The sequence below is a fragment of the Pseudomonas sp. S9 genome, assembly GCF_000222125.1.
In the GTDB taxonomy this organism is placed as follows: domain Bacteria; phylum Pseudomonadota; class Gammaproteobacteria; order Pseudomonadales; family Pseudomonadaceae; genus Aquipseudomonas; species Aquipseudomonas segetis.
In genome coordinates this window covers 151876-177950 of the sequence record NZ_AFFX01000011.1, presented here as the reverse complement: position 1 = coordinate 177950, position 26075 = coordinate 151876, and the positions used below count along the sequence as shown (strand labels likewise).

The following is a 26075-nucleotide window of genomic DNA, read 5'->3' as shown; positions in this document are numbered from 1 at the left end:
CCTACTCCTGAAATTATTTTCGTTGTGAGCCGCACCCTGTCGGGCCCAACCGCTTACAACTCGGAACTAACTGCTATCATGACGGGGTTTTCCACTGGATCGCCCCCATGTCTGAATACCTTGACGACTTCTCCACAGAGAAGAGTAAAACCCAGGTCAAACGCGAACTGCATGCCTTGCAAGAGCTCGGTCAACGCCTGGCGGCCCTCAAGCCTGACCTGCTAAACAAACTCCCTCTCACCGAAGAGCTGCGTACCGCGCTGGCAGAAGCGCCCAAACACACGGCTAATTCGGCGAAAAAACGCCATAGCCAGTTTATCGGCCGGTTGATGCGCGATCAGGACACTGACGCGATCCTGACCCTGCTCGATCAACTGGACGCCTCGACCCGCCAGTACAACGAACGCTTTCACAACCTTGAGCGCTGGCGCGACCGCTTGCTCAACGGCAACGACGAAACCCTTGAAAGCTTCGTCGGCGAATACCCCGAGGCCGATCGTCAGCACCTGCGCCAACTCATCCGCCAGGGCCAGCATGAAACCGCACAAAACAAGGCGCCTACGGCCTCGCGTAAAATCTTCAAATACATCCGCGAACTGGACGAGAGCAAGCGCGGCCTGCGCTGACCTGTCGAACACCACTGCACGGGGTCCCTCCCGCGCCTGAAAGCTGCAACGGCTCCCCCTGCAGCTTTTTGCATTAAAGATTGCAGCTTTTTAATCTTAAGCGCCGGTCCCACCGACGGTAATAGCATCAATTTTCAAGGTAGGCTGGCCCACCCCGACCGGGACAGACTGGCCATCTTTACCGCATGTGCCTACGCCGCTGTCCAGCGCGAGGTCATTCCCTACCATCGAAACCCGGCTCATGGCTTCAGGGCCGTTACCGATCAGGGTTGCGCCCTTGACGGGGGCGGTGATCTTGCCATCTTCGATCAGATAGGCTTCGCTGGTTGAAAAAACGAACTTGCCGCTGGTGATATCGACCTGCCCGCCACCCAGATTGGCGCAGTAAAGGCCCTTCTTCACCGAACGGATAATCTCTTGCGGATCGCTTTCGCCTGCCAGCATGTAAGTGTTGGTCATACGTGGCATGGGCAAGTGCGCATAGGACTCACGCCGCCCGTTACCCGTGGCACGAACGCCCATCAGGCGAGCATTGAGCTTGTCCTGCATGTAGCCCTTGAGCACGCCGTTTTCGATCAGCGTGGTGCACTGCGTAGGCGTTCCTTCGTCGTCCATGCTCAGCGAACCACGCCGCTCAGCCAAGGTGCCATCATCGACGATGGTGCACAGGCTCGATGCGACTTTTTCGCCCATGCGGCCGCTGTAAGCAGAACTGCCTTTGCGATTGAAATCACCTTCCAGACCGTGGCCAACGGCCTCATGCAACAGCACACCCGACCAGCCTGCCCCCATCACCACCGGCATGCTGCCAGCCGGTGCAGCAATGGCTTCAAGATTGACCAAGGCCTGACGCAAGGCTTCGCGGGCGTAGCCCATGGCGCGGTCCTCGTTGAGGAAGTAGCGATAATCGGTGCGTCCGCCGCCGCCATGCCCGCCGCGTTCACGGCGTCCATTTTGCTCAACGATAACGCTGACGTTAAAACGCACCAAGGGGCGAATATCAGCACCGAGCGCGCCATCGGTCGAGGCGACCATGACACGATCCCACACGCCAGCCAGGCTTACGGTGACTTGCTTGATCCTCGAATCGAGCGCTCGGGTTGCCTGGTCAACCTGTTTTAGCAGCTCAACCTTCTCGGCACGACTCATGACATCAAGCGGGTTGTTTGGCGCATACAGCGCAGTAACATCTGTGGCACTAAAGGCGCGAACGCAGCCGTTTTGGCCGCTGCGAGCAATAGAGCGCGCAGCCAAAGCGGCCTGACTCAAGGCCTCGGCGGTGATCGCATTGCTATAGGCAAAGCCGGTTTTCTCGCCGGACTGGGCACGTACACCAACACCTTGATCAAGATTGAAGCTGCCCTCTTTGACGATACCGTCTTCCAGCACCCAGGTTTCAGATACCTGGCTTTGAAAGTACAAATCAGCCGCATCAATTCCAGGCCCGGCCAGTTCGCCCAGAACGCCCGGTAAACTATCGATAGTCAGGCCACCCGGACTTAACAGGTGATCGCTCACCGACACCAACATCTCGCTCATAACTACTCCAAACCTGGCAGCCGCGGTTCGGCCGCTGCAAAAAATCGTTTATGCCCCATCACGGGCATGCGTTGACGAATCGAAGCCTGCTCGACAGCGTCTCGCGGTGCAACCAGGACACCTTCGCCTTGTGCCTGGCTTATACAAATGCGGCCCCATGGATCCACAATGGCTGAATGACCATAGGTTTCTCGACCGCCGGGGTGAACACCGCCCTGCCCGGCAGCCAGCAGGTAACATTGCGTCTCAATGGCACGCGCACGTATAAGCACCTGCCAATGTGCAGCGCCGGTCACTGCAGTAAATGCGGACGGCGCTGTTATCAACTCGGCACCGGCTTCACGCAGGGCGCCATAAAGCTCAGGAAACCGCAGATCGTAGCAGACCGTCAATCCAAGACGCCCGACGGGGGTATCGGCGACCACCACATGGGCGCCAAACTCGTAGTCATCCGACTCTCGGTAACGACCGCGATTATCTGCGACATCAACATCAAACAAGTGCAATTTGTCATAGCGCGCAACGCGCTCGCCATCCGCATCAATCAACAAAGAGCAGGCATTGGGCTTGGCGTCTGGCTTGCCATCAGCCGGCAATGGAATAGTGCCAGCCACTATCCATAACCTGAGGTCGCGAGCGGCCTGTTTCAACCATGGCAAAATCGGCCCCTGCCCCAGCGCCTCTTGACGACCAACCTGGTTGTAGTCACGACGCCCCATTGCGGCAAAGTTTTCCGGCAGTACAGCAAGGCGGGCACCTTGCTCGGCAGCATTTTCAAGCAGCCTGCGCGCTTGCTGCAGGTTATCCGGAATATCGTCCTGGCTAACCATCTGAATAACTGAGAGGCTCATGATCTCTCCCCGACGAGACAGCTGTTTCCCGTCAGTCTACGCCCCTGGCAATATTCTGGCAGGCCGGGCGAGCCGCTCATTTGGGTTTTTCAAAAGGTTTGTCGAAGTCGATCTTCGGTGACTGGATCGGCCCTTTGACATCGTACTGCACACTGGCAAAGCGCGCGAAATGATCGCCAAGCAGTTTATCGACGACAAACAATGCCCCCCCGATTGCCGGTGCGCCAACGATCAGCGCGGCAATCGGCAAGTTATTGGTAACGGGTAGCGTCACCAGTAACTTGGCATCGATCGACTCGTCAACCATGTTCAGCGTGCCATTGAGTTCCAGGTCGCTTGATGGCCCCTTGAGGGTGATCGGCCGACTGGTCACATACACGCCGTTGGTCGCCTGCAGATCACCCTTGACCCGGTCGTAACTCAAGCCTTCACCCAGCAAATCGGAGAAATCCAAACGCAGGCGCCTGCCGATCGAGTTGAAGTTGAGCAAACCAAAGACCCGTAATGCCGATGCCGAGCCTTGCACTTCGACGAACTGGCCCTTGCGCAGCGAGGCGTTCATAGCGCCACTGAACCGCGCCAGACTAAGATTCAAGGGCGAGCCGGGCCAGTTGCCATCCACGTCGAGGCGGAAATGCTCACTGGTTGCAGTCGGAGCAAAGCCCCAGGCCTTCAAGACATCTTGCAGCTTTTCGCCTTCAAAGCGGCCCTTGTACCAGCTTCTGGCGCCACTGCCTTCACCTTGCCAACCTGCTGTGCCGTTAACCCTCAACCCTGCGAGGTTGATATTCAGGTCACTGAACTGGACACCGTTGGCCGCCGGACGAGCTTTCAAGGACGACGCCCCCAACGACTGCTTACCCAGTTTGACTTCAGCCACCTTGAGGTCAATCGAAGGAATCTTGCGCGGATCTACATCCGCCAGCGGGTCGGGTCCCTCTTCTTTAGCCGTGGCGCCTGGCTTATCTTCGGGTAGGTGGATATAGGCAAGGTCCGCGCTGATTGGCCGGGATGACGCATCTGGAAATATCACATTGCCCTTGGCCAGCGTACTGTCGACTGACAAGGCCCAGGCCGCCCCCGAACGACGCACGCCCAAGCCAAGGTTGTTGACCGTTTTACCAAAACCGACAAAGCGTCCGATATCCAACTGCGCATCGCTGAATGCCTGCAACGCCGAACCCTTGGATGAGTTCATGTAGGGTTCGATTGCCCGCTGCCAATCGGACAAGTCCAGCTCTGCGACCGAGCCGCGTAAGCGATAACCCTTCTGCGATGGCAGTTGCGCCAAACCGCCACCCAAGCGCAACTCGCCACGGCCTTGTAGAAAATCACTGGCGGGAGCGACACCATTGAAGCTCAGCAGGTTTGCATAACGCAGCTTGTAGCTCCGCTGGTCCCCGCCAAGCCCCAGTTCCAGTGTCGCATTGCGTTGGTCCTCGGCAGACTTGCCAAAGGGCGCTGGCAGGTCGATTGCCAGGCCTTTAAGCCCGGAATCTATCTGCAGGCCGGTTTGCTCACCATCGATGTTCAAGCGCAATCGGTAGGGCAAATTGCCATTGGCAGGGATAGGCTGGGTAACCGCCAGCCACTGGGTCAGCCTCTGCAACGGGACTTGCCCGCTCACATCAATCAAACTGGTTGCCCGGCCGTTAACCGCTTGCGCAACGGCCTTGCCCCTAGCCTTGTGGCCCAGCAACTGGGCCTCGATGCTCGGCGCGCTCAGGCCTTTTGCCGTGTCATAACGGAACGCACCAGAGACATGGCTGAGATCAAGCTTGGGATTGCCGATTTTGACCTCGGCATCCTTCGCCGTGAAATCCACGATCACCTTGGGGGGCGCACCCTTGTGCAGAGGAATATCCAAGTCCAGCGCACCGGTTAAATCACCTTTGCCCTGCCAGCCGGCAAAGATGTCGGAGGTGCCAATCGGCGCTTCCTTAAGAATCTTCAGGGCATCGACCACACTGCTTTCCAGGTCGGCGGTCAACAGCAGGTTTGGTGGTGTATCCGGACGTTCAAGTGGAATGCTGACCTGGACGTTCTTTGCCGTGCTGTTCAACACCTGGCCTTGTGGAACACGTATGCGCACCTGATCGTCTTCAATCAGCACTTCACCCCGGGCATTCTTGAGCTCTGGCCAGCCCGGCTGATAGGCCAACTCGGCGTCATGCACGGCAAAGTACAGGCTGATGCTGTGGGATGCCTTGCTCGACCCCTTGTTGAGCGAGCCCTGAAACTGGAAATAGCCTTGATCGACAGCGCCGGCCTTGATCGAGGTTTTCAACCAATTGGCCAGTTCCGGACTGAACTCCGGAACCCGTGTGGGCAGGTATTTTTCTGTGAAACGCGCATCGCCTTCGGTAATGCCGACACGCAGATCCATGTAATCCTCGATCTCGGGATCACCGGTCAAGCGAATAAGAAAGTCAGCCGCAGCCTTGCCTTCATCGCCCGTGGCCTGGACATAGGGGCTGCGCAACGTCAGGCCTTGTTCGTTGATCCGCCAGTCAACCTGGCCACGGGCGGTGTGATACAGCCAGGCCTTGGGGAACAAGGTCGCCAGGTCGAGCGAGAACTCCTTGGCGTCGAGCAGAATAGTGCCCGAACCCAGGTCGCCGGTGACGCTGCCAGTGATATTTTCAATACCCGGCACATGATCATAGGCCGAAAAGCTGATTGCATCGGTATTGGTTGCGAACTGCACCCGCTTATCACCCTCTGCATCAGGGTGAAAACCAACCGTGGCGTTGGTCAGGGCGCCACGAGGATTAAGCGTGGCCAGTGCCGACAACCCTTTGTCTGGTATTGGCGCCAGTGACTCCACCAGCGGCAGCAAGGGCGCAACCTCCAGGCGATCAAAACTGAGCGTCCAGAACTCGGCAGCATCTCCCCGCTTGGCATGCTGTCGCAGGGTAAGGTTCATGGGGCCGATTTGTTGCTCACCCGCGCGCGCCGAGAAATTCGCCAACTGGGCTTGCAAGCCTTCGGCGTCACGCCCGAAGTAGCTGTTGAGTTGCATGTCCGTCAGGCTTGCCGGCTTGCGCTCAGCGTACTGGCCTTCAAGCCTGGCCACTTTGACTTGCGTGACCGCCCGCTGCAGGGCTCTGTCGGCCCAGGACAGCCAGAATTGCCCGCCAAGCTGCAAATGACTCAAGGACCACTCTTGCGTCAGACCTTGTGGCAACCAGCTGGCCCAGTCAGTCTCGGGTAATTGCAGGTAAACCTCAGCTTGCAGGTCGCGCCATTTCTTGACGTCCATCTGCGTGCGCACCTGCAACTCCATGGGCTTGCCATCCGGCAACTGCAAACGTCCGTCCAGGCGCTGATGACCGCCAGCAAAGCCCAATGTCAGGTTCACATAACGCAAGCTATGTGCGGGCTGGCCTGCGGCCGCCAGGGTCACCTGGCTGTTGAGCAGCCACAGGTGTCGCACCATTTTCAACTGGGCCAGCAGTTTTTCGACATCAATCGCTGTATCGTCTTGCGGCCTGGGTAGGCCTTCCACCTGCCATTGGCCGCTGTCGCTCTGCACCACACTCAACTGCAGCCCATCGATCGCCAGTAATTCGGCGCGAGGCTGCATGGCCATTGCACTGGCGACCAGATCGGGAATCAGGCGAATCTGATCAAGGCGTACGGCATTTGCACCTTTGCCCAGGGTCACGTCGTGGGCCACAAATACCGGGGCCAGGCCGTGCCAGCTACCTTCCAGCGAGCCTATGGACACAGGCAGGCCCAAGACTGCCTGCGCCTTGTCTTCGACCTGGATGCGGTATTCAGCAACCATCGGGGTGAACAGCCGGCCAAGACTGACCAGCAGTGCCGTGGTAATTAACACCAGCGCACAGAGCCCGAGGCTCCAACGCAGAACCCTTGCCAGCCAGCCTCCTGAGCGTGCCAACTAACTCAAGCCTGTTTAGCGGGCAAGTACGTCACAACAACACCACATCGTATTGTTCCTGGGAGTACATGGTTTCCACTTGGAACTTGATGGTGCGACCGATGAACGCCTCTAGATCTGCAACGTTGCCTGACTCTTCGTCGAGCAGACGGTCTACCACTTTTTGATTGGCCAACACCCTGTATCCCTCTGGCTGATAGGCTCTTGCTTCACGCAATATTTCCCGGAAAATCTCATAGCAGGTGGTTTCCGGGGTTTTTAACTTGCCGCGTCCCTGACAACAAGCGCAAGGTTCACAGAGCACCTGCTCAAGACTCTCGCGCGTGCGCTTGCGGGTCATCTGCACCAGACCCAACTCGGTAATCCCAATGATATTGGTCTTTGCGTGATCGCGCTCTAATTGTTTTTCCAGGGTCCGCAGAACCTGGCGCTGGTGCTCTTCATCTTCCATGTCGATGAAGTCGATGATGATGATCCCACCCAGGTTGCGCAAACGCAGTTGCCGGGCAATGGCCGTGGCGGCTTCCAGGTTGGTCTTGAAAATGGTTTCTTCGAGCGTGCGATGCCCGACAAAAGCGCCGGTATTGACGTCAATGGTGCTCATCGCCTCAGCCGGGTCGACCACCAGGTAGCCTCCGGACTTCAGCGGTACCTTGCGGTCGAGGGCTTTCTGGATCTCGTCCTCAACGCCATAGAGATCGAAAATCGGTCGCTCGCCCGGATAATGCTCAAGACGGTCGGAAATCTCTGGCATCAACTCGCTGACAAAGTGGGTGATCTTCTGGAAGGTTTCACGCGAATCAATGCGGATTTTCTCGGTGCGCGGGCTGACCAGGTCACGCAATGTACGCAAGGCCAGGCTCAGGTCTTCATAGATCACCGAGGGCGACGGCGCGGACTTCATCTGCCCGGCGATTTGCCCCCACAACCGGCGTACGTAACGGATATCCACCAGAATTTCATCGGCACCCGCGCCTTCGGCGGCAGTGCGCAGGATAAAGCCACCGGCCTCTTCACTGCCCTCGGCACCGACACAATCGACGACCACTTGCTTGAGGCGTTCACGCTCGGCCTCGTCTTCGATCTTCAGGGAAATGCCAACGTGGCTGGTGCGCGGCATGTAGACAAGGGAGCGCGAGGGCAAGGATAGCTGCGTGGTCAGCCGAGCCCCCTTGCTGGCAATCGGGTCCTTGGTGACCTGCACCACAAGGCTCTGCCCCTCATGCACCAGGGCGCTGATGGATTCGACGGCAGCGCCTTCGCGGCTGGAAATTTCAGACGCATGGATAAAGGCGGCACGCTCAAGGCCAATGTCGACAAACGCTGCCTGCATCCCTGGCAGCACGCGTACCACCTTGCCCTTGTAGATGTTGCCGACAATCCCGCGGCGCTGTGTACGCTCGACATGGACTTCCTGCAACACACCGTTTTCGACTACTGCCACGCGCGATTCCATCGGCGTGATGTTGATCAGGATTTCTTCACTCATGCGTCCATCTCTTTTGAGATGAAGCTGCAAACTCGGGGAGCCCGCTCGCCCGTGACCTACAACTTCCTTAAGTGTGGACTGGCAAGGTTTGCCAGCACGGAACTGCAAATTCTGCGAGTAACTCAGCTGTTTCACACAGGGGCAGGCCAACCGCTGCCGAATAACTGCCCTGCAATTGGCTGACAAACACGGCCGCCAACCCCTGGATGCCATAGCTGCCCGCTTTATCTTGCGGTTCACCGCTGGCCCAGTATGCCTGTGCTTCAGCCTCTGAAATACATCTAAAGGTTACCTGACTTGTCACCACCAAGGCTTTGGTTTTATCGCGCGCGACCAGCGCGACCGCAGTCAATACTTGATGTTCGCGCCCCGACAACGCCTGCAAGGTCGCCAGCGCCTCACTCCGGTCGGCTGGCTTGCCGAGGATTTTGCCGTCGAGAACAACCGCCGTATCCGACCCGAGCACGACAGCGTCGGCCGGTGAATCAAGGGATTCGAAGACTGCCTGTGCCTTTGCCCGGGCCAGGCGCTCTACATAAGTACCTGGCTGCTCATCGGGCAGTACGGCTTCATCTATCGAGCTGACTTGGGTGATGAAGGGTACGCCAATCTGGGTGAGCAACTCACGCCGACGCGACGAACCTGACGCCAGATACAACGTGGCCATGCAGAATTCTCCTTGTCGAATTTGAAAGTGCCAGCTTAATTGACGCCCAAGCGCTGCTGAATACTGCGCAGGATAACGCTGACCCACGGCCAAAGCAGCACACTGATCACCGCCGGAAGGATAAAGGCAAGGGTCGGAGGCCGGCTGCCGGTTAGTGCGTTAAGCCACAACTGCACCAACTGCGCCAGGCCGAATACGACCATCAACACCAGGCACTGTTGCCACATCGGGAACATCCGCAAACGCTGGTGCAGGCTCAACACCAGGAAGGTGATCAGACTGAGGATCAGCGCGTTCTGGCCGAGCAGGGAGCCATTGAGCACATCCGCCAAAAAGCCGAACACCCAGGCGGTTGCCATGCCAACCCGGTGCGGTAGCGCCAGCACCCAATAGGTCAGAAATAGCGCAAGCCACAGCGGCCGACCAATTTCCATGAACGCAGGCAGGCTCGAAACACTGAGCAACAGCGCAAACATCAAGCTCAGCCAGACGACCCAGGTATTGCGTGCACGCACACTGCTCATTGCTGCGTCCCTTCTGGTTGCGCGGGTACTGGCGTCGCCGGAGCCGGACTGGAAGACGCTGGCGCGGCGGCCGGAGCCTGTTCGCCTGCAGGTGGCGCAGTGCGCGACCCTGGCTCGGTTGCCTGGCGATCCTCGGCTTCCTGCGCTTCGGCAGACTCAGTGGCCCGTTGCTCTGGCGAACGCGGGTCGGTGAACACCAGCAACATGTAGCGGCTGCGGTTGAGATTGGCGGTTGGAATGGCCCTGACAATAGCAAAAGGCTGGCCCGAGTCGTGAATCACCTGCGACACAGTCGCCACCGGATAGCCCGCCGGAAAACGCTGGCCCAGGCCAGAGCTCACCAACAGGTCGCCTTCCTTGATGTCCGCTGTATCTGCCACATGGCGCAACTCAAGGCGCTCGGGGTTACCGGTGCCGCTGGCAATCGCACGCAAACCGTTACGATTCACCTGAACAGGAATACTGTGGTTGGTATCGGTGAGCAGCAAGACCCGCGCCGAATAAGGCATGACTTCGACCACTTGCCCCATCAGCCCTCGCGCATCAAGCACCGGCTGGCCAATGACCACGCCGTCCTTGGAGCCTTTATCAATCAGGATGCGATGGGTAAACGGGTTCGGGTCAATACCGATCAGCTCGGTCGCAAGCACATCGTCATCAACCAGTGCCGCCGAATTGAGCAACTCGCGCAAGCGCACATTCTGCTCGGTCAGCGCCGCCAGCTTTTGCAGGCGCCGCTGCATCAACAGGCGTTCGGTCTTGAGCTTTTCATTCTCGGCCACCAACTCGGTGCGCGAACTCAGCTCCTGGGTGGTGTTCTCCCACAGCGTCACAGGCAAGCTACCCAGCCAATACACCGGTTCGACAATCACGCCCAACTGGCTGCGCACGGGCTTGAGCACATCAAAACGCGCATCCACCACCATCAAGGCAGCCGAAAGCACGGCCAGCACCAGCAGGCGCACACCGAGCGAAGGTCCTTTGGCAAATAGCGGTTTGATAGGCGGATCCTCGTAGCATCAGACATTAACAAAAAGCTGCAAGTGAGCCTGGGGCCCGCCTTGCAGCTTTTGTTTAGGGAGACTCTGAGAAACTACTGCGCTCGATATTACGGCGTTAAAAAACTGTTCAAAATGCTCATTCAGGCCGCTAAACGCCGCTTTTTCGCATTTTCTGCCTTGTACTATCTACGCTCGCTACCTTTTTCAGAGAATCCCTAAAACGGAAGGCTTTACTCCGTGGACAGCAAGTCCATGGTGTGGCGATCCATCATATCTAGCGCCTTACCGCCGCCACGTGCAACACAGGTGAGCGGATCTTCGGCAACAATCACCGGAAGACCGGTTTCCTGGGCAAGCAGCTTGTCGAGGTCACGCAGCAGCGCACCGCCACCGGTCAGCACCAGGCCACGCTCGGCGATATCGGAAGCCAACTCTGGGGGGGATTGTTCCAGCGCGCTCTTGACTGCCTGGACAATAGTCGCCAGCGACTCTTGCAGCGCTTCGAGCACTTCATTGGAGTTGAGCGTGAAGCTACGCGGCACGCCTTCAGCCAGGTTGCGGCCACGGACATCGACTTCGCGTACTTCGCCACCCGCATAGGCAGTACCGATTTCCTGCTTGATGCGCTCAGCCGTCGACTCACCGATCAGGCTGCCGTAGTTACGACGCACGTAGGTAATGATGGCTTCGTCGAAACGGTCACCGCCGACACGTACGGATTCAGCGTAAACCACACCGTTGAGGGAGATCAGGGCGATTTCAGTGGTACCACCACCGATATCCACGACCATGGAGCCGCGCGCTTCTTCAACCGGCAGGCCGGCACCGATCGCCGCTGCCATTGGCTCTTCGATCAGAAACACTTCGCGGGCACCGGCACCGATTGCCGATTCGCGGATGGCGCGACGTTCAACCTGGGTCGACTTGCATGGCACACAGATCAGAACCCGTGGGCTGGGTTGCAGAAAGCTGTTCTCGTGAACCTTGTTGATAAAGTACTGCAGCATCTTTTCACAGACACTAAAGTCGGCGATAACGCCGTCTTTCATCGGGCGAATTGCGGCAATGTTGCCCGGTGTACGACCCAGCATGCGCTTGGCCTCTGTACCGACAGCAACGACGCTCTTCTGGTTACCGTGGGTACGGATAGCAACGACGGAAGGCTCATTGAGAACAATTCCGCGCTCGCGAACATAAATAAGGGTATTGGCAGTGCCCAGGTCAATAGAGAGATCGCTGGAAAACATGCCACGCAGTTTTTTGAACATGGGATATAGGACCCTAGGAAACGCGTGGGTAAAAAAAGTGCGGCAAACTCTAACAATGGAAGGGATTTTGAGCAAGGCACCAATGTGTTAGATTGCCTGTTTTTCCGGGCTTGTGCCCCACCATCGCGGCCTTTGACCGCAGGTTTGCGAAATACGTTCCCTGCATATCGCATGCATGACGACTCAATCACACTTTAAGGCGGCCTTTTTTACAGGCGGCTTAACACAGGGAAATCCAATGGCGCTTGAACGCTCCGAAGTGGAAAAAATCGCCCATTTGGCACGACTGGGCCTTAATGACAGCGAAATCCCACAAACAACCGAGACCCTCAACAACATTCTCGGCCTAATTGACCACATGCAGTCGGTCGACACCAACGGTATCGAACCTTTGGCTCATCCCTTTGAGGCGACACAACGCCTGCGAGCCGACGAAGTGACTGAAACAAATCATCGCGACGACTACCAGGCAATTGCCCCGGCGGTCGAAAGCGGACTCTATCTTGTTCCAAAAGTTATCGAGTAAGGGAAAGAGCCTAGCATGCATCCACTGACTCTGGCCGAGATCGCCCGCGGACTCGCCGACAAGACATTCTCATCCGAAGAACTGACCCGCACCCTGCTGGCGCGTATTCAGCAACTCGATCCGCAACTCAATAGCTTTATCAGCGTCACTGAAGACCTCGCGATCCAGCAAGCCAAAGCCGCTGACACACGTCGTGCCGCAGGCGAGACTGGCGCCCTGCTCGGCGCCCCCATCGGTCATAAAGACCTGTTTTGCACCCTCGACATTCGCACCAGCTGCGGCTCGAAAATGCTCGACAACTTCAAAGCCCCCTATAACGCCACCGTGGTTGAAAAACTGGCGGCGGCTGGCGCGGTAACCCTGGGCAAGCTGAACATGGACGAATTCGCCATGGGTTCGGCCAACGAGTCCAGCCACTATGGCGCGGTCAAGAACCCGTGGAACCTCGAGCGCGTCCCGGGCGGCTCCTCTGGCGGCTCGGCAGCGGCCGTAGCTGCGCGCCTGCTGCCTGCAGCTACAGGCACCGACACCGGCGGCTCGATTCGCCAACCGGCCGCGCTGACCAACCTCACCGGGATCAAGCCGACCTATGGCCGCGTCTCCCGCTGGGGCATGATTGCCTATGCATCCAGCCTCGATCAGGGTGGCCCACTGGCCCGCACAGCAGAAGACTGCGCACTGATGCTGCAGGCCATGGCCGGTTTCGACCCCAAAGACTCCACCAGTGTCGATCAGCCGGTTGATGACTACCTCGCCGCATTGACCAAGCCGCTGACAGGCTTGCGCATTGGCTTGCCGAAGGAATACTTCAGCGCTGGCCTCGATAGCCGTATCGCAGACGCGGTAATGGCCGTGGTTGAGCAATTGAAAGCCCTGGGTGCCACAGTCAAAGACATCAGCCTGCCCAACACCCAGAACGCGATTGCGGCCTACTACGTCATTGCCCCTGCCGAAGCGTCGTCCAACCTGTCGCGCTTCGATGGCGTGCGCTTTGGCTATCGTTGCGAGAACCCGGCCAACCTTGAAGACCTTTACAAGCGCTCGCGCGGTGAAGGCTTCGGTGCCGAGGTCAAGCGCCGGATCATGGTGGGGGCCTATGCCCTGTCTGCCGGTTATTACGATGCCTACTACATCAAGGCGCAGCAAATCCGCCGCCTGATCAAGAACGACTTCGTGGCTGCATTCAACGATGTCGATCTGATTCTTGGCCCGACCACGCCCAACCCGGCCTGGAAACTTGGCGAGAAGAGCAACGACCCGGTCGCGGCCTACCTTGAAGACATCTACACCATCACCGCCAATCTGGCCGGCATTCCCGGTTTGTCGATGCCTGCCGGTTTCGTCGACGGCTTGCCGGTCGGCGTGCAGTTGCTGGCACCGTATTTCGAGGAGGGTCGCCTGCTTAACGTGGCGCACCAATATCAACAAGTCACTGATTGGCACACTCGCGTGCCAGCCGGATTTTAAGGATCACTCAGATGCAATGGGAAACCGTGATCGGGCTGGAAATTCACGCACAGCTCGCGACTCAGTCGAAGATTTTCTCGGCCAGCGCCACCACATTCGGCGCCGAGCCTAACACCCAGGCCAGCCTGGTTGACCTGGGCATGCCCGGCACACTGCCGGTGCTCAATGCCGAAGCCGTGCGCATGGCATGCATGTTCGGCCTGGCAATTGATGCCCATATCGCCCCGCGCAATATTTTTGCGCGTAAAAACTACTTCTACCCGGACCTGCCAAAAGGCTACCAGACCAGCCAGATGGACGACCCAATCGTCGGCATCGGCCATTTGGACATCACCCTGGAAGACGGCACCGTCAAGCGCATCGGCATCACCCGTGCCCACCTTGAAGAAGATGCTGGCAAAAGCCTGCACGAAGACTTCCAGGGCATGAGCGGTATCGACCTCAACCGCGCTGGCACGCCGCTGCTGGAAATCGTCTCGGAACCGGATATCCGCAGCGCCAAGGAAGCCGTGGCCTACGTCAAGGCGATCCATGCACTGGTGCGTTACCTGGGGATTTGCGACGGCAACATGGCCGAAGGCTCGCTGCGCTGCGACTGCAACGTATCGGTACGCCCCAAGGGCCAGGCTGAATTTGGCACCCGCGCCGAGATCAAGAACGTCAACTCGTTCCGCTTCATTGAAAAAGCCATCAACCATGAAGTACAGCGTCAGATCGAGTTGATCGAGGATGGTGGCAAAGTTGTTCGGGAAACCCGCCTGTACGACCCGAACAAAGACCAGACCCGCTCGATGCGCAGCAAAGAGGAAGCCAACGACTACCGTTACTTCCCCTGCCCGGACCTGCTGCCCGTGGTTATCGAACCGAGCTACCTCGAGCACTTGCGCGCCACCCCGCCGGAACTGCCCGTGCAGAAACGCAAGCGCTTCGAGGCGCAATTTGGCTTGTCGGCCTACGACGCCAACGTGCTGGCAGCCAGCCGCGAAATGGCCGACTACTTCGAGGCGGTGGAAAAAACCTGCGGTGACGCCAAGCTGGCCGCTAACTGGGTAATGGGCGAGCTTTCCAGCCTGCTCAACAAGGACAACCTCGATATCGAGCAGTCCCCGGTCAGCGCCGAGCAACTGGGCGGCATGATCCTGCGCATCAAGGACAACACCATCTCCGGCAAGATCGCCAAGATGGTCTTTGAAGCCATGGCCGCCGGCGAAGGCTCTGCTGATCAGGTCATCGAAGCCAAAGGCCTCAAGCAAGTGACTGACAGCGGTGCAATCGAGGCCATGCTTGATGAGGTGCTCGCCGCCAATGCCGAACAGGTTGAACAATACCGCGCAGCAGAAGAAGCCAAGCGCGGCAAGATGTTCGGTTTCTTCGTCGGCCAGGCCATGAAAGCCTCCAAAGGCAAAGCCAACCCGCAACAAGTGAACGAACTGCTCAAGAAGAAACTCGAAGGCTAACAAGTCATCGCGCGACAAACGAGCTGACTGTTTCAAGATCAGCTTCGCGCCGCCGCCCTGCAAGCTGGAGCCTCTGGCTTGCAGGGCTGATGACGAATGCCACCAGAGGTGGCTAGTCGTAAGCAAGAATTTGAGCTGTGCAGGGCAGGCAAGCTACGCATTGCAACAGCTCAGGATTTTTTCGGAGCCTGTATGCGACCTACGCTGTTGATCCTCGGACTGTTCAGCCTACTGGCCGGTTGCGCCAGCAACACCATCGACAGCCCTCGCACTTCGACTACTGGCGCGGGCTATAGCGCAACGGGCAATGCCTCCTATTACGGCGCCCAGCATCATGGCAAGAAAACCGCCAATGGCGAACGCTTCGACCAGAACGCGCTCACCGCGGCGCACCGCAGCCTGCCCTTCGGCAGCCGTGTACAGGTGACCAACCTGCGCAATGATAAAACCGTGATAGTGCGCATAAATGACCGAGGCCCATTTGCTCGCGGACGAATAATCGACGTGTCAAAAAAGGCCGCCGAACAACTCGACATGCTGCGCGATGGCGTCGTACCGGTCAGCATCAAGCTACTGGAACCCTAGCCATCAGCTGTAAAGACTGGTTACCAATCGCCTTATTTACCTCTAGCGCCGAATCTGCGACTGGCTAAACTAGCCGCATCTTTCTGGAGCCCTGTATGACGTTACTGACATTTGTATACCTGATCGCCGGCCTGGTGCTCTTGGTGGCTGGCGCTGAAGTCTTGGTACGTGGCGCAGCCAAGCTGGCAGCCCAATTCGGCATAACACCGCTGGTGATCGGCCTGACGGTGTTTCCCTTCGGCCCCAGCGCCCCGAAAACCGCCGTCAGCGTGCAGTCGGCAATGAGCGGCATTGGCGACCTGGCCATTGGCAACGTGGTGGGCAGCAACATCGCCAACGTATTGCTGGTACTGGGTGCCACCGCGCTGGTTGCACCGCTGGTTGTCTCGCGCCAGTTGATCCGCATGGATGTGCCCCTGATGATCGGCGCCAGCCTGCTCACCTTTGGCCTCGCCTATGACGGCGACCTGAGCCGCATTGATGGCGCAATATTGTTCACGGGCATCGTCGCCTACACCTTCTTTCTGGTGCGCAGCAGCCGTAAGCAAGGCGCTGATCAAGACAACGATGAGTTTGCCGAAGAGTTCGGGCTCGACCAGCCAGCCAAACCCAATGCATGGCTGATCAACCTGATACTGATCATCATTGGCCTGGCACTACTGGTCGGCGGCTCGCACTTCCTGGTTGAAGGCGCAGTGACACTGGCCCGCGCCCTGGGTCTGTCTGAACTGGTCATCGGCTTGACGGTAATCGCCATCGGCACCTCCCTGCCAGAACTGGCCACCTCGATCCTGGCCGCATTCAAGGGCGAGCGCGATATCGCGGTGGGCAATATCGTCGGCAGCAACCTGTTCAATCTGCTCAGCGTACTTGGGCTGGCGGCACTGGTTTCGCCAAACCCTATTTCGGTATCGCCCAATGCACTGGCGTTCGACTTCCCGGTGATGATTGCCGTGGCAGTGGCTTGCCTGCCGATTTTCTTCACCGGCTACCGAATCAATCGCTGGGAAGGCTTGCTGTTTTTGGCCTATTACGGTGCCTACACCCTGTACCTGGTGCTGTTCGCCACTGGCCGACCGATTGTTGAAACCTTTGGCCACGCCATGATCGGCTATGTCATTCCACTGACAGTGGTCACCTTGATCATTATCAGCGTGCGCAGCTGGCAGAAACAGCGACTGACTTGATACTCAAATCACGGGAGCAGGCGAATATGAGTAATAAACCCCTAGACGGCGAACAGGTGCGCCGCGAAGTCATGGGCGATGCTTTCGTCGATCGCGCCCTGGGCAACGCCACGGACTTCACCCAGCCACTGCAGGACTACGTCAACAACCATGCCTGGGGTGCCGTCTGGAACCGTGAAGGGCTGGAGCGCAAAACCCGCAGCCTGATTACCCTTGCTGCACTCACCGCGCTCAAGTGCCCGCAGGAACTAAAAGGCCACGTGCGCGGCGCCTTGAACAATGGCTGCAGCGTCGAGGAAATCCGCGAAACGCTGCTCCATTGCGCAGCTTACGCCGGCGCCCCCGCTGCAATCGATGCATTCCGCGCCGCACAGGAAATCATTGACGAGCATCAGCAAAAAAACTGATGCCCAGGCAAGAAAAATCCGGACGAACTGCCCCGTTTACTGGTTCGCGGAGCCGTTTAGAATAGCGCCTTGCCTGAACCTTTTATTGGTCTGTCACGTATCGAACTTCAAACAGCGATAGAAATCACCAACATCACACTACCGTAATATTTGTATTAGCTAGCGGATAGCTTCGATCCTATGGATGGGATAAATATGAAATGCTTAACCAAGCTGCTTAAGCGCAGCGCCAGAAAGTATATTCAAAACTCGCCAAGGCTCTATCGAGGAGCGCTGAAACTGCGTCAGCGTTACCCAGAATACAGCTTCGGCGATGGGACCTACGGCAAGCCCACAGTCCATGACTGGAATGAAGGCACCAAACTGCATGTGGGTGCCTACACCTCAATTGCGGGGGACGTAAATATCTACTTGGGTGGTCATCACCGCACCGACTGGATAACCAGCTATCCATTCCCACTGCAGATGGAAGAACTCGCTCATATCGTGGATGCGCACGGCAGCAATGGTGACGTCATCATCGGCAATGATTGCTGGATCTGCTCAAAGGCCATGATTCTTTCTGGCGTGACCATTGGCGATGGTGCAATAGTCGCTGCGGGTGCCGTTGTCACCAAAGATGTTCCGGCCTACGCAGTGGTGGGGGGCAATCCTGCACGCCTGATCCGCTGGCGCTTCGATGAACCAACCCGGCAGATGCTGCAAGAGTCCGCCTGGTGGGACTGGCCTGCCGAAGAAATCAGGGCCATCGCCCCGCTCCTCTGTACCAGTGATTTCGATGCCTTCAACCGCTATGTGGCCGAGCGCAAACAAACCAGGGCGGTATCAGAGCCTAGATCCAGCCAAGAGCTTGCAATATCAGCAAGCCAATATTGATGGAAACCACAGAGCCTAGCGTGGTGATCACGATAATCGCCGCTGCCAGTTCATGGTTACCATTGGCCGCGCGAGCCATGACATAGCTCGCCGCCGCAGTTGGGCTGGCGAAGTAGAGAAACAGAACAGCCAGATCAGCATCGCGAAAGCCCGCCAGCCATGCGCCAAGCGTGGCTAGCAGCGGCAACCAGACCAGCTTCATCATACTTGAGCCGATTGCAATATCGCTGCTCTGGCGCATGGAGGCCAGGGACAGTGTGCCGCCAATGCAGATCAGCGCCAAAGGCAGCGTCATGTGTGCGAAGTATTCGGCCGACGCCAGCAGCCATTGCGGCAGTTCTATCTGCCAATAGGCAAAGGGGACCGCCAGTGCCACGCCGATAATGAGCGGGTTGGTCAGGATGCTTTTGCACAATGTGCCCGGATCAGTCTTGGCACCGGGACTATATATCGCCAGCACCAGCACGGAGAGGATGTTGTAGCAAAAGATCACCACTCCGGCGAGCACGCTGCCTATCGCCAGGCCATAGTCACCGTACATGCTGGTCGCCAGGGCCAGGCCAACGACGCCATTGTTTCCACGAAATGCACCTTGGGTATAGATGCCGCGCTCAATCTCCGGGCAACGCAGCACCGCCCAGCCCCAGGCGACAGCGAAGGTGACCAGGGTGGCAAGCACAAAATAGATTATCAGTCCCGGCTTGAAGGCCTGGCTCATGTCGGCGTTGACGATACCGAGAAACAGCAAGGTCGGCATGGTGCCGCGAAATACCAGCTCCGAAGCCGTGCCGATAAAGTTGTCATCAATCCAGCGCAAGCGCTTGAGCACCACGCCAAGGAACAGCATGGCGAATACAGGTGCGGTAATGCTGACGGTTTGCAGAACGATTTCGAACACAGCTGCCTCAGTCCAATTCCAGGCGTCCAGGTATCTAGGCACGTTTTGATCTGGAGAACAGGACAAGTCCGTAGCCTGCTAACAATAATAGCAAGCTTGCCAATGAAAAGATTTGGCTAATCGGGTCGATGCGGCTTTTTTCATCCGCCGCCGTCGCGGCTAGATGCTCAAGCTGTTTGCACACAGCGGATGGGCTGGCCCGGTAAAGCCTAGCCCGGTAGTTTTTCGCAGATGCCTTAGCGACGCACCGGTCGCTTTTGCAACTTGCGCTGCAAGGTCCGTCGATGCATGCCCAGGGCACGGGCAGTCGCAGAGATATTGCCTTCGTGCTCAGCCAATACGCGTTGAATGTGCTCCCACTGCAGGCGATCGACCGACATCGGATTTTCCGGGACCAGGCTGTCGAGGTCGGCATGTTGCGTCAGCAGGGCCGCCAGCACGTCATCGGCATCCGCCGGCTTGCACAGGTAATTGCAGGCACCGCGCTTGATCGCCTCGACAGCAGTGGCAATGCTCGAATATCCGGTAAGTATGACCACCCGCATCTCGGCATCGAGCTCAAGCAGTTTAGGCAAAAGTACCAGGCCTGAATCACCATCCATCTTCAGGTCGACAACTGCGTACTCCGGCATATCCTGCTCGGCCAATAGCAAGCCTTCTTCGGCAGAACCTGCGGTTGATACACGCAGGCCACGTCGACTCATCGCCCGCGCCATGACCCGGGTAAAGGTTGGGTCATCGTCGACCAACAACAGATGCGGCTGCTCGTCACCTTCAAATAGTGCCTCTTCAGACATGCTCAACTCCTTGGAAACCGCTGAAAAACTACTGTGTTCGGTATTACTGGGGCAGCCCATGCTGGGGCAGCCCGTGCTGGGGCAGTCCTTGCTACAGCCCTCAAGAGGGGGCGAGCAATCGGCTCCCTTGCAGGTCGCATTTATGCGCGGCCATAGGCACGCGGCAGTTTCAACTCGGTAAGCGTGCCACCCTCTTCATGGTTATACAGTTTAACCGTACCGCCTGCCCGCGTAACGCTGGCCTGGCTTAAAAACAAGCCCAGGCCAAATCCCTTGCCCTTGGTGGTGAAGAAGGGGCGTCCCAGTTGCTCGGCAATCGCCAGCGGCACACCGGCTCCAAAATCGCGGATGGTCAGGTACAGCCACTGGTGGTCCCAGTTCAGGCGGATATCCAGTTTGTCTGGGTGGGCATCGGCAGCGTTATTCAACAGGTTAAGCAAGGCCTGGGTCAGATCTGCTGGCGTCATCAGCCGCGGCGGCGTACCACGGCCCAGACACTGGTAACGATAGCTCGCTTCAGGGCGCATCAGGTGCCAACGATTGAGCGTGACCTCCAGCCACTCAACACTCGACTGTTCGACAACGGCCTGGCGGCGGTCGGCTTCGGCGGCGCGAACCAACTGCTGCAGCGTGTCTTTGCACAGCTTCACCTGTTCCTGCAGCACAGCCAGATCTTCTTGCAGCAATGGCTCGGGATGCTCACGGCGCAACTCTTTGATCAACACGCTCATGGTCGCCAGTGGCGTACCCAGTTCATGTGCAGCTCCGGCCGCCTGGGTGGCAACCGCCAACAATTGCTGGTCACGCAGGTTCTCTTCGCGCCGCTCTGCGCGCTGTTGATCCTGGCCACGCAGTTCTTCGGCCATTTTCGCAACGAAAAAGGTAATCAGCCCGGCGGCCATGGCAAAACTCAGCCACATGCCGTAGATCAGCAGGCTCTGGCGCTGTTCCTGGGGCACGGCAATCGAATGCGACCAGACCAACAGCAAGGTATAACCGGTTAGCGCCAGTCCTGACAAAGTCACGGTGTAGAGCCAGGGCAAGGTCGCGGCTGCAATGGTCAAGGGTACCAGGTAATAAGACACGAAGGGGTTGCTGGAGCCGCCAGAGTAGAACAGCAAGACGCTGTGGATAATCAAGTCGAAACTCAGTTGCAGGGCATACTCCTGCTCGGTCACCGGCCACGGCCCTCGCAAACGCAGGGCCGTAAGCAAGCACAGGACCAGAGACAGGCCCAGGGTAATACTCAGTTCAAACCAGGGCAGCACCAGCAAACCCGATTTATAGACCAGCCCCACCGCGCCCGCCTGGGCGGCGAGCACCAAAAAGCGAATCAGGATCAAACGCCTGAGATTTTGCCGACTGGCCGACAACAACTGCACCGGTGCGAGCATAAGCTCTCCAAGAACGCCTGTAACAAGTCTGGCGAGTATAACCAAGCCACCAAACGGCTTAGTGCGTCAACACGCCGCAGCCGACGCTTTTTGCAACAGCTGCCGGCTGAACAACATCGGGCCAGAGCACTCGAAGTCATTTCAGATAGCCAGGCGAGCAATTCCTGCTACTGGTTAAACAGGCCAATAAACAGACTGCCGCCCCGGTCGATTTATTTTTTTAACTTTGTTTAACCCCAATCGACAATAAACGCCGTCTACTCTTTTGAACCCAGTGCGCATGTGCGCCAACTCGACAACTAAGGAAGTCTCCATGCAACCAATGTCACGCCTCCCACGCTTTGCCACTGCCCTGTTGCTGACAGCCGGCAGCCTGCTGAGCCTCTCGGTACATGCCGATGAAGCCCACTACAACCAAGTGGCGCTGCGCGCTGAAGTCAGTCAAGAAATCGCCCATGACCTGATGCACGTGACCTTCTATACCGAGTCGCAAAATACTGACCCCGCAGTGCTCGCCGCAGAAACCACCCAAACCCTCAATGCGGCCCTGAAACAAGCGCGCGCCGTGGAAGGTGTCAGCGTGGCAACCGGCAGCCGCAACAGTTATCCGGTGTATGACGACAAAGGCAAGAAGATCATCGCCTGGCGCGAGCGCGCCGAAGTGCGCCTTGAGAGTGCAGACTTTGCCAAGCTATCCAAGCTAACCGGTGAGATGCTGAAAACCATGCAGATGGGCTCAATGAGTTTCAGCATTGCCGACAACACGCGCAAGAGCAAGGAAGACGCCATGCTCAAGGATGCAGTCGAAGCCTTCAAAGCCCGCGCAGACCTGGCCACCCAAGCCCTGGGCGGCAAAGGCTATAAGCTGGTGAGCCTGAACATCAACAGCGGGGGTTTCCAGCCACCAATGCCCATTCGCATGGCGCGCGGCTCAAGCATGAAAATGATGATGGACTCGGCGCCACCGGAAGTTGAGGCTGGCACCAGCCAGGTCACGGTTAATGCCGATGGCGTCATCGAAGTGCAGATGCCCTAAAAGGTAACACTTCACAGCACCATAATCGCTCAGCGCCGCTATGCTTCTATAGCGGCGTTTCGCCATGTTCTGGCCTAAATTTTGTCTAAATGCGACAGCAAGTTACACCACACCTACTGATAGCCCTGTTTATGACTTGGCGCACTTGTCTCCGGCATGTGCCCTGCATAGTTTGATCCAAGGTCTCCACAAGGGGCCCCTCAACATAACCACAACAACCATGAGGTTTCTATGCGTAAGAATGCCGTCATCCAGGCAATGCTCGTAGCTGGACTACTCGCCAGCGCGCCATTTGCCCAGGCCGCAAGCAATCTAGTGTTTTGTTCAGAAGGCAGTCCTGCAGGCTTCGACCCTGCGCTCTACACCACGGGCACCGACTTTGATGCGGCCGCAGAGACCGTATTCAATCGCCTGACTCAATTTGAACGGGGTGGTACCACGGTCATTCCTGGCCTTGCCGAAAAGTGGGATATCTCCGATGACGGCCTGACCTACACCTTCCACCTGCGCCCTGGCGTCAAGTTCCATACCACCGACTACTTCAAGCCAAGCCGCGACTTTGATGCGGATGACGTGCTGTTCACCTTCCACCGCATGCTCAACAAAGACGATCCATTTCGCAAAGCCTATCCAACAGAATTTCCTTACTTCACCGACATGGGCATGGATCAAAACATCGCCAAAATCGACAAGGTCGATGACATGACGGTGCGCTTCACCCTCAACAGCGTCGATGCGGCATTTATCCAGAACCTGGCCATGAGCTTCGCCTCCATCCAGTCCGCCGAGTATGCGGCCCAGCTGTTGAAAGAAGGCAAAGCCAGCGACATCAACCAAAAGCCAATCGGCACTGGCCCGTTCGTGTTCAAGCGCTACCAGAAAGATGCGCAGATTCGCTTCACCGGCAACAAGCAATACTGGAACCCGGACGATGTGAAGATCGACAACCTGATCTTCGCCATCAACACCGACGCCTCGGTGCGCATGCAAAAGCTCAAGGCTGGTGAATGTCAGGTCAGCGTGTTCCCACGTCCTGCGGACATCGAATCGCTCAAGGCCGATGCCAAGCTGCAACTGCCGGACCAGGCAGGCTTCAACCTTGGCTATATCGCCTACAACATCGAGCACCCGCCATTCGACAAGCTCGAAGTGCGCCAGGCGCTGGATATGGCGGTCAACAAAAAAGCCATTATCAACGCGGTCTACCAAGGTGCGGGCCAACTGGCCGTCAACAGCTTGCCGCCGACCCAATGGTCTTATGACGACAGCATCAAGGATGCCCCCTTCGATCCTGAAAAAGCCAAGCAGATGCTCAAGGACGCGGGAGTCAAAGAAGGTACAGAAATCACCCTATGGGCCATGCCGGTGCAGCGCCCCTACAACCCGAATGCCAAGCTGATGGCTGAAATGCTGCAGGCAGACTGGGCCAAGATCGGGATCAAGGCCAGGATCGTCAGCTATGAGTGGGGCGAGTACAACAAGCGCGCCAAAGCAGGTGAACACGATGCGCTCCTGATCGGCTGGACTGGCGACAATGGGGACCCGGACAACTGGCGGGGTGTGCTCTCCGGTTGCGATGCCATCGGCGGCAACAACTACAGCCGCTGGTGCAACAAGGACTTCGACGGCCTGGTCAAGAAGGCCAAAACCCTCAACGACAAGGATGAGCGCAGCAAGCTCTACATGCAGGCGCAGCACATCCTGAAGGACAACGTGCCTATCACTCCGGTCGCCCACTCAACCGTATTCCAGCCAATGAGCAAATCGGTCAAGGGCTTCAAAATCAGTCCATTCGGCCTTAACTCGTTCTACGGCGTAAGCGTCGAGAAATAACCCTGGCAGCTGTTATCCAGCCGAGCAATCCTCGGCTGGATAACCGGGCGCCGGCACCCTACACGGCTGCTGCTCGCATTCCGCATACGCATCAGGGATTACTCAATGCCCAAACCCAAATCACTCGTATTGTTCAGCCTGCTGTTGCTCGGCACCGGCCTTGATACCGCTGCCGCTGAAGCCGCGAACGAAGACAGCTTGATTGTCTGCACCGAAGCCAGCCCCGAAGGTTTTGATGTAGTGCAATACAGCGCGGCGGTCACTGCCGATGCTTCGGCAGAAACAGTGCTTGAACGACTGGTCCGGTTCGTCCCGGGCACCACCGACCTGGAACCGGCGCTCGCCGAACGCTGGGATATTTCCGAGGACGGCCTGAGCTACACCTTCCACCTGCGCCAGAACGTCAAGTTCCACCACTCCAAGATATTTACCCCAACCCGTGACTTCAATGCCGACGATGTACTCTGGAGCTTCAACCGCCAGCTCGATCCCAAGCACCCATGGCACGACCAGGCGCTGCGCGGCTATCCCTACGCAGAATCAATGGGCATGGCCAGCATCATTGAGCGCATCGACAAGCTCGACGACCACACAGTGCGCTTCACCCTGAATCACCCTGAGTCGCCCTTTCTGGCCGATATGGCGATGGGCTTTGCCTCTATCTATTCCGCCGAGTACGCCGCCCAGCTACTGGCCAAAAACAACAGAAAGCAGCTCAACAGCCATCCGATTGGCACCGGCCCCTTTGTGTTTGACCGCTACAGCATGGATTCGCAAATACGCTTTCACGCCAACCCGGACTACTGGGAGGGCGCGCCAGCCATCAAGAAGCTGCTGTTCGCCATCACCCCTGATCCGAACGTGCGCATTCAACAACTCAAGGCCAACGCCTGCCAGATAGCGCTCTATCCACGGCCCACCGACATTGCGGCGCTCAAGACCAGCAACGGGATCAAGGTCCAGGCGCTGGACTCGCTGCTGACGGCCTACATCGCGATCAACACCCGCCGACCACCGCTGGACGATGTGCGTGTACGCCGGGCGCTGAACATGGCATTCGACAAGGCCGCCTATGTACGCGCGCAATATGGCGAGGAAGGTGCAACGCCTGCCGTTGCGCCTTATCCACCGACGCTCTGGGGCCATGACGCACAATTGCTTGGCTGGCCCCATGATGTAAAGCGCGCGCGGCAATTGCTTGAAGAGTCGGGGCACGCCGATGGCTTCAAGCTGTCGATCTGGACGCGCCCAGGTGGCGGCCCGACCAACCCCAACCCCGGCATTGGCGCGCAAATGCTTCAGGCAGACCTCGCCGCCATCGGTATCACAGCAGATATCCGCGTCTATGAATGGGGCGAGTTGATCAAGCGTGCCAAAAACGGCGAACACGACTTGGTGTTTATGGGCTGGGCTGGCGACAACGGAGACCCAGACAATTTCCTCACGCCAAACCTGTCATGCGCTGCGGCAAAGTCCGGTGAAAACATGTCAGGTTGGTGTAACAAAGACTTCAACGCCCTACTCAATGAAGCACGCCGGGTAAACCAACGTTCGCAACGTGCTGCGCTCTATCGCGAGGCGTTGTCGATATTTCAGGACCAGGCACCCTGGATTGCCCTTGCCTATCCAAAACAGTTCACCGCCCTGCGCACCAATGTGCAGGGCTTTGTGCAGAGTCCCCTGGGCTCAAATAACTACGCGCGCGTGAGCATCAAGCCTTAATAGCCGAGGCTGACCGAATGC

The 26075-nt window shown here is 57.8% G+C and carries 22 protein-coding genes; 11 read left to right on the top strand and 11 right to left on the bottom strand.

Going from position 1 to position 26075, the window contains the following annotated elements; translation table 11 throughout:
• The first annotated feature begins 107 nt into the window (after positions 1-107).
• Complete coding sequence (yjgA, locus tag PSES9_RS0119550; protein ID WP_010489796.1) at positions 108-626, top strand: ribosome biogenesis factor YjgA; 519 nt, start codon at positions 108-110, stop codon at positions 624-626.
• Positions 627-722: 96 nt separating this feature from the next.
• Here the strand turns inward: yjgA and tldD are convergent, their stop codons facing one another.
• The 8 genes from tldD to mreB form a co-directional block, all read right to left on the bottom strand.
• On the bottom strand, positions 723-2165 hold the full coding sequence (tldD, locus tag PSES9_RS0119545; protein WP_010489794.1) for a metalloprotease TldD: 1443 nt from the start codon (positions 2163-2165) through the stop codon (positions 723-725).
• A gap of 2 nt (positions 2166-2167) precedes the next feature.
• Complete coding sequence (locus tag PSES9_RS0119540) at positions 2168-3016, bottom strand: carbon-nitrogen hydrolase family protein (protein ID WP_010489792.1); 849 nt, start codon at positions 3014-3016, stop codon at positions 2168-2170.
• Between the two features lie 76 nt (positions 3017-3092).
• Positions 3093-6920, bottom strand: coding sequence for a YhdP family protein (locus PSES9_RS0119535; RefSeq protein WP_029529667.1), 3828 nt, complete (start codon positions 6918-6920; stop codon positions 3093-3095).
• A gap of 31 nt (positions 6921-6951) precedes the next feature.
• Entirely contained in the window at positions 6952-8409 is a 1458-nt protein-coding gene (rng, locus tag PSES9_RS0119530) for a ribonuclease G (protein ID WP_010489788.1), read from the bottom strand.
• Between the two features lie 67 nt (positions 8410-8476).
• Positions 8477-9076 (bottom strand): Maf family protein, encoded by a 600-nt coding sequence (locus PSES9_RS0119525; RefSeq protein WP_010489787.1) that lies wholly within the window; start codon positions 9074-9076, stop codon positions 8477-8479.
• Between the two features lie 35 nt (positions 9077-9111).
• Positions 9112-9600, bottom strand: a complete 489-nt coding sequence (mreD, locus tag PSES9_RS0119520) for a rod shape-determining protein MreD (protein ID WP_010489785.1) — start codon at positions 9598-9600, stop codon at positions 9112-9114.
• On the bottom strand, positions 9597-10565 hold the full coding sequence (gene mreC / locus PSES9_RS0119515; RefSeq protein WP_010489783.1) for a rod shape-determining protein MreC: 969 nt from the start codon (positions 10563-10565) through the stop codon (positions 9597-9599). The genes mreD and mreC overlap by 4 nt, the downstream gene beginning before the upstream one ends.
• A 266-nt stretch (positions 10566-10831) precedes the next feature.
• Positions 10832-11869, bottom strand: a complete 1038-nt coding sequence (mreB, locus tag PSES9_RS0119510; protein WP_010489781.1) for a rod shape-determining protein MreB — start codon at positions 11867-11869, stop codon at positions 10832-10834.
• A gap of 238 nt (positions 11870-12107) precedes the next feature.
• On the opposite strand from mreB, the gene gatC reads away from it, so the two are divergent.
• From gatC to PSES9_RS0119475, 7 genes are all read left to right on the top strand, one after another.
• Positions 12108-12395, top strand: a complete 288-nt coding sequence (gatC, locus tag PSES9_RS0119505) for an Asp-tRNA(Asn)/Glu-tRNA(Gln) amidotransferase subunit GatC (protein WP_010489779.1) — start codon at positions 12108-12110, stop codon at positions 12393-12395.
• Positions 12396-12410: 15 nt separating this feature from the next.
• Positions 12411-13862: an Asp-tRNA(Asn)/Glu-tRNA(Gln) amidotransferase subunit GatA gene (gatA, locus tag PSES9_RS0119500; protein ID WP_010489778.1), complete on the top strand. Its 1452-nt coding sequence runs from the start codon at positions 12411-12413 to the stop codon at positions 13860-13862.
• 11 nt (positions 13863-13873) lie between these two features.
• Positions 13874-15319, top strand: coding sequence for an Asp-tRNA(Asn)/Glu-tRNA(Gln) amidotransferase subunit GatB (gene gatB, locus PSES9_RS0119495; protein WP_010489776.1), 1446 nt, complete (start codon positions 13874-13876; stop codon positions 15317-15319).
• Positions 15320-15511: 192 nt separating this feature from the next.
• Entirely contained in the window at positions 15512-15904 is a 393-nt protein-coding gene (locus PSES9_RS0119490; protein ID WP_029529666.1) for a septal ring lytic transglycosylase RlpA family protein, read from the top strand.
• A 95-nt stretch (positions 15905-15999) separates the two neighbouring features.
• On the top strand, positions 16000-17091 hold the full coding sequence (locus tag PSES9_RS0119485) for a calcium/sodium antiporter (protein WP_010489772.1): 1092 nt from the start codon (positions 16000-16002) through the stop codon (positions 17089-17091).
• A gap of 26 nt (positions 17092-17117) precedes the next feature.
• Positions 17118-17498, top strand: coding sequence for a carboxymuconolactone decarboxylase family protein (locus PSES9_RS0119480; RefSeq protein ID WP_010489769.1), 381 nt, complete (start codon positions 17118-17120; stop codon positions 17496-17498).
• Positions 17499-17693: 195 nt separating this feature from the next.
• Entirely contained in the window at positions 17694-18374 is a 681-nt protein-coding gene (locus PSES9_RS0119475) for a CatB-related O-acetyltransferase (protein ID WP_010489768.1), read from the top strand.
• Here PSES9_RS0119475 and PSES9_RS0119470 read toward each other — a convergent pair.
• The 3 genes from PSES9_RS0119470 to PSES9_RS0119460 all read right to left on the bottom strand — a co-directional run bounded on the left by PSES9_RS0119470 (position 18331) and on the right by PSES9_RS0119460 (position 21463).
• On the bottom strand, positions 18331-19272 hold the full coding sequence (locus PSES9_RS0119470) for an AEC family transporter (protein WP_010489765.1): 942 nt from the start codon (positions 19270-19272) through the stop codon (positions 18331-18333). The two genes, PSES9_RS0119475 and PSES9_RS0119470, sit on opposite strands and share 44 nt — an antisense overlap.
• Positions 19273-19508: 236 nt before the next feature.
• Positions 19509-20069, bottom strand: a complete 561-nt coding sequence (locus PSES9_RS0119465; protein WP_010489763.1) for a response regulator transcription factor — start codon at positions 20067-20069, stop codon at positions 19509-19511.
• Between the two features lie 140 nt (positions 20070-20209).
• Positions 20210-21463 carry an ATP-binding protein gene (locus PSES9_RS0119460; protein ID WP_010489761.1) on the bottom strand — a complete coding sequence of 418 codons (1254 nt, stop codon included), beginning with the start codon at positions 21461-21463 and terminating at the stop codon, positions 20210-20212.
• 322 nt (positions 21464-21785) lie between these two features.
• Between PSES9_RS0119460 and PSES9_RS0119455 the strand changes: the two genes are divergently transcribed.
• From PSES9_RS0119455 to PSES9_RS0119445, 3 genes are all read left to right on the top strand, one after another.
• Positions 21786-22499: an SIMPL domain-containing protein gene (locus PSES9_RS0119455; protein WP_010489759.1), complete on the top strand. Its 714-nt coding sequence runs from the start codon at positions 21786-21788 to the stop codon at positions 22497-22499.
• A gap of 231 nt (positions 22500-22730) precedes the next feature.
• A complete protein-coding gene (locus tag PSES9_RS0119450; RefSeq protein ID WP_010489758.1) occupies positions 22731-24332 on the top strand; it encodes an ABC transporter substrate-binding protein in 1602 nt (533 codons plus the stop codon).
• A gap of 105 nt (positions 24333-24437) precedes the next feature.
• The gene (locus PSES9_RS0119445) at positions 24438-26054 is read left to right on the top strand and encodes an ABC transporter substrate-binding protein (protein WP_010489756.1); all 1617 of its coding nucleotides are present in this window, start codon (positions 24438-24440) and stop codon (positions 26052-26054) included.
• Positions 26055-26075: the final 21 nt, after the last annotated feature.

Excerpts from the sequence above, each read along its gene's own strand:
- PSES9_RS0119485 (WP_010489772.1), top strand. The coding sequence starts at position 16,000 with ATGACGTTACTGACATTTGTATACCTGATCGCCGGCCTGGTGCTCTTG.
- yjgA (WP_010489796.1), top strand. The coding sequence starts at position 108 with ATGTCTGAATACCTTGACGACTTCTCCACAGAGAAGAGTAAAACCCAG.
- PSES9_RS0119460 (WP_010489761.1), bottom strand. The coding sequence starts at position 21,463 with ATGCTCGCACCGGTGCAGTTGTTGTCGGCCAGTCGGCAAAATCTCAGG.
- PSES9_RS0119490 (WP_029529666.1), top strand. The coding sequence starts at position 15,512 with ATGCGACCTACGCTGTTGATCCTCGGACTGTTCAGCCTACTGGCCGGT.
- mreB (WP_010489781.1), bottom strand. The coding sequence starts at position 11,869 with ATGTTCAAAAAACTGCGTGGCATGTTTTCCAGCGATCTCTCTATTGAC.
- PSES9_RS0119450 (WP_010489758.1), top strand. The coding sequence starts at position 22,731 with ATGCGTAAGAATGCCGTCATCCAGGCAATGCTCGTAGCTGGACTACTC.
- PSES9_RS0119475 (WP_010489768.1), top strand. The coding sequence starts at position 17,694 with ATGAAATGCTTAACCAAGCTGCTTAAGCGCAGCGCCAGAAAGTATATT.
- mreD (WP_010489785.1), bottom strand. The coding sequence starts at position 9,600 with ATGAGCAGTGTGCGTGCACGCAATACCTGGGTCGTCTGGCTGAGCTTG.
- PSES9_RS0119525 (WP_010489787.1), bottom strand. The coding sequence starts at position 9,076 with ATGGCCACGTTGTATCTGGCGTCAGGTTCGTCGCGTCGGCGTGAGTTG.
- PSES9_RS0119540 (WP_010489792.1), bottom strand. The coding sequence starts at position 3,016 with ATGAGCCTCTCAGTTATTCAGATGGTTAGCCAGGACGATATTCCGGAT.
- gatB (WP_010489776.1), top strand. The coding sequence starts at position 13,874 with ATGCAATGGGAAACCGTGATCGGGCTGGAAATTCACGCACAGCTCGCG.
- rng (WP_010489788.1), bottom strand. The coding sequence starts at position 8,409 with ATGAGTGAAGAAATCCTGATCAACATCACGCCGATGGAATCGCGCGTG.
- PSES9_RS0119480 (WP_010489769.1), top strand. The coding sequence starts at position 17,118 with ATGAGTAATAAACCCCTAGACGGCGAACAGGTGCGCCGCGAAGTCATG.
- gatC (WP_010489779.1), top strand. The coding sequence starts at position 12,108 with ATGGCGCTTGAACGCTCCGAAGTGGAAAAAATCGCCCATTTGGCACGA.
- tldD (WP_010489794.1), bottom strand. The coding sequence starts at position 2,165 with ATGAGCGAGATGTTGGTGTCGGTGAGCGATCACCTGTTAAGTCCGGGT.
- gatA (WP_010489778.1), top strand. The coding sequence starts at position 12,411 with ATGCATCCACTGACTCTGGCCGAGATCGCCCGCGGACTCGCCGACAAG.
- PSES9_RS0119465 (WP_010489763.1), bottom strand. The coding sequence starts at position 20,069 with ATGTCTGAAGAGGCACTATTTGAAGGTGACGAGCAGCCGCATCTGTTG.
- PSES9_RS0119455 (WP_010489759.1), top strand. The coding sequence starts at position 21,786 with ATGTCACGCCTCCCACGCTTTGCCACTGCCCTGTTGCTGACAGCCGGC.
- PSES9_RS0119445 (WP_010489756.1), top strand. The coding sequence starts at position 24,438 with ATGCCCAAACCCAAATCACTCGTATTGTTCAGCCTGCTGTTGCTCGGC.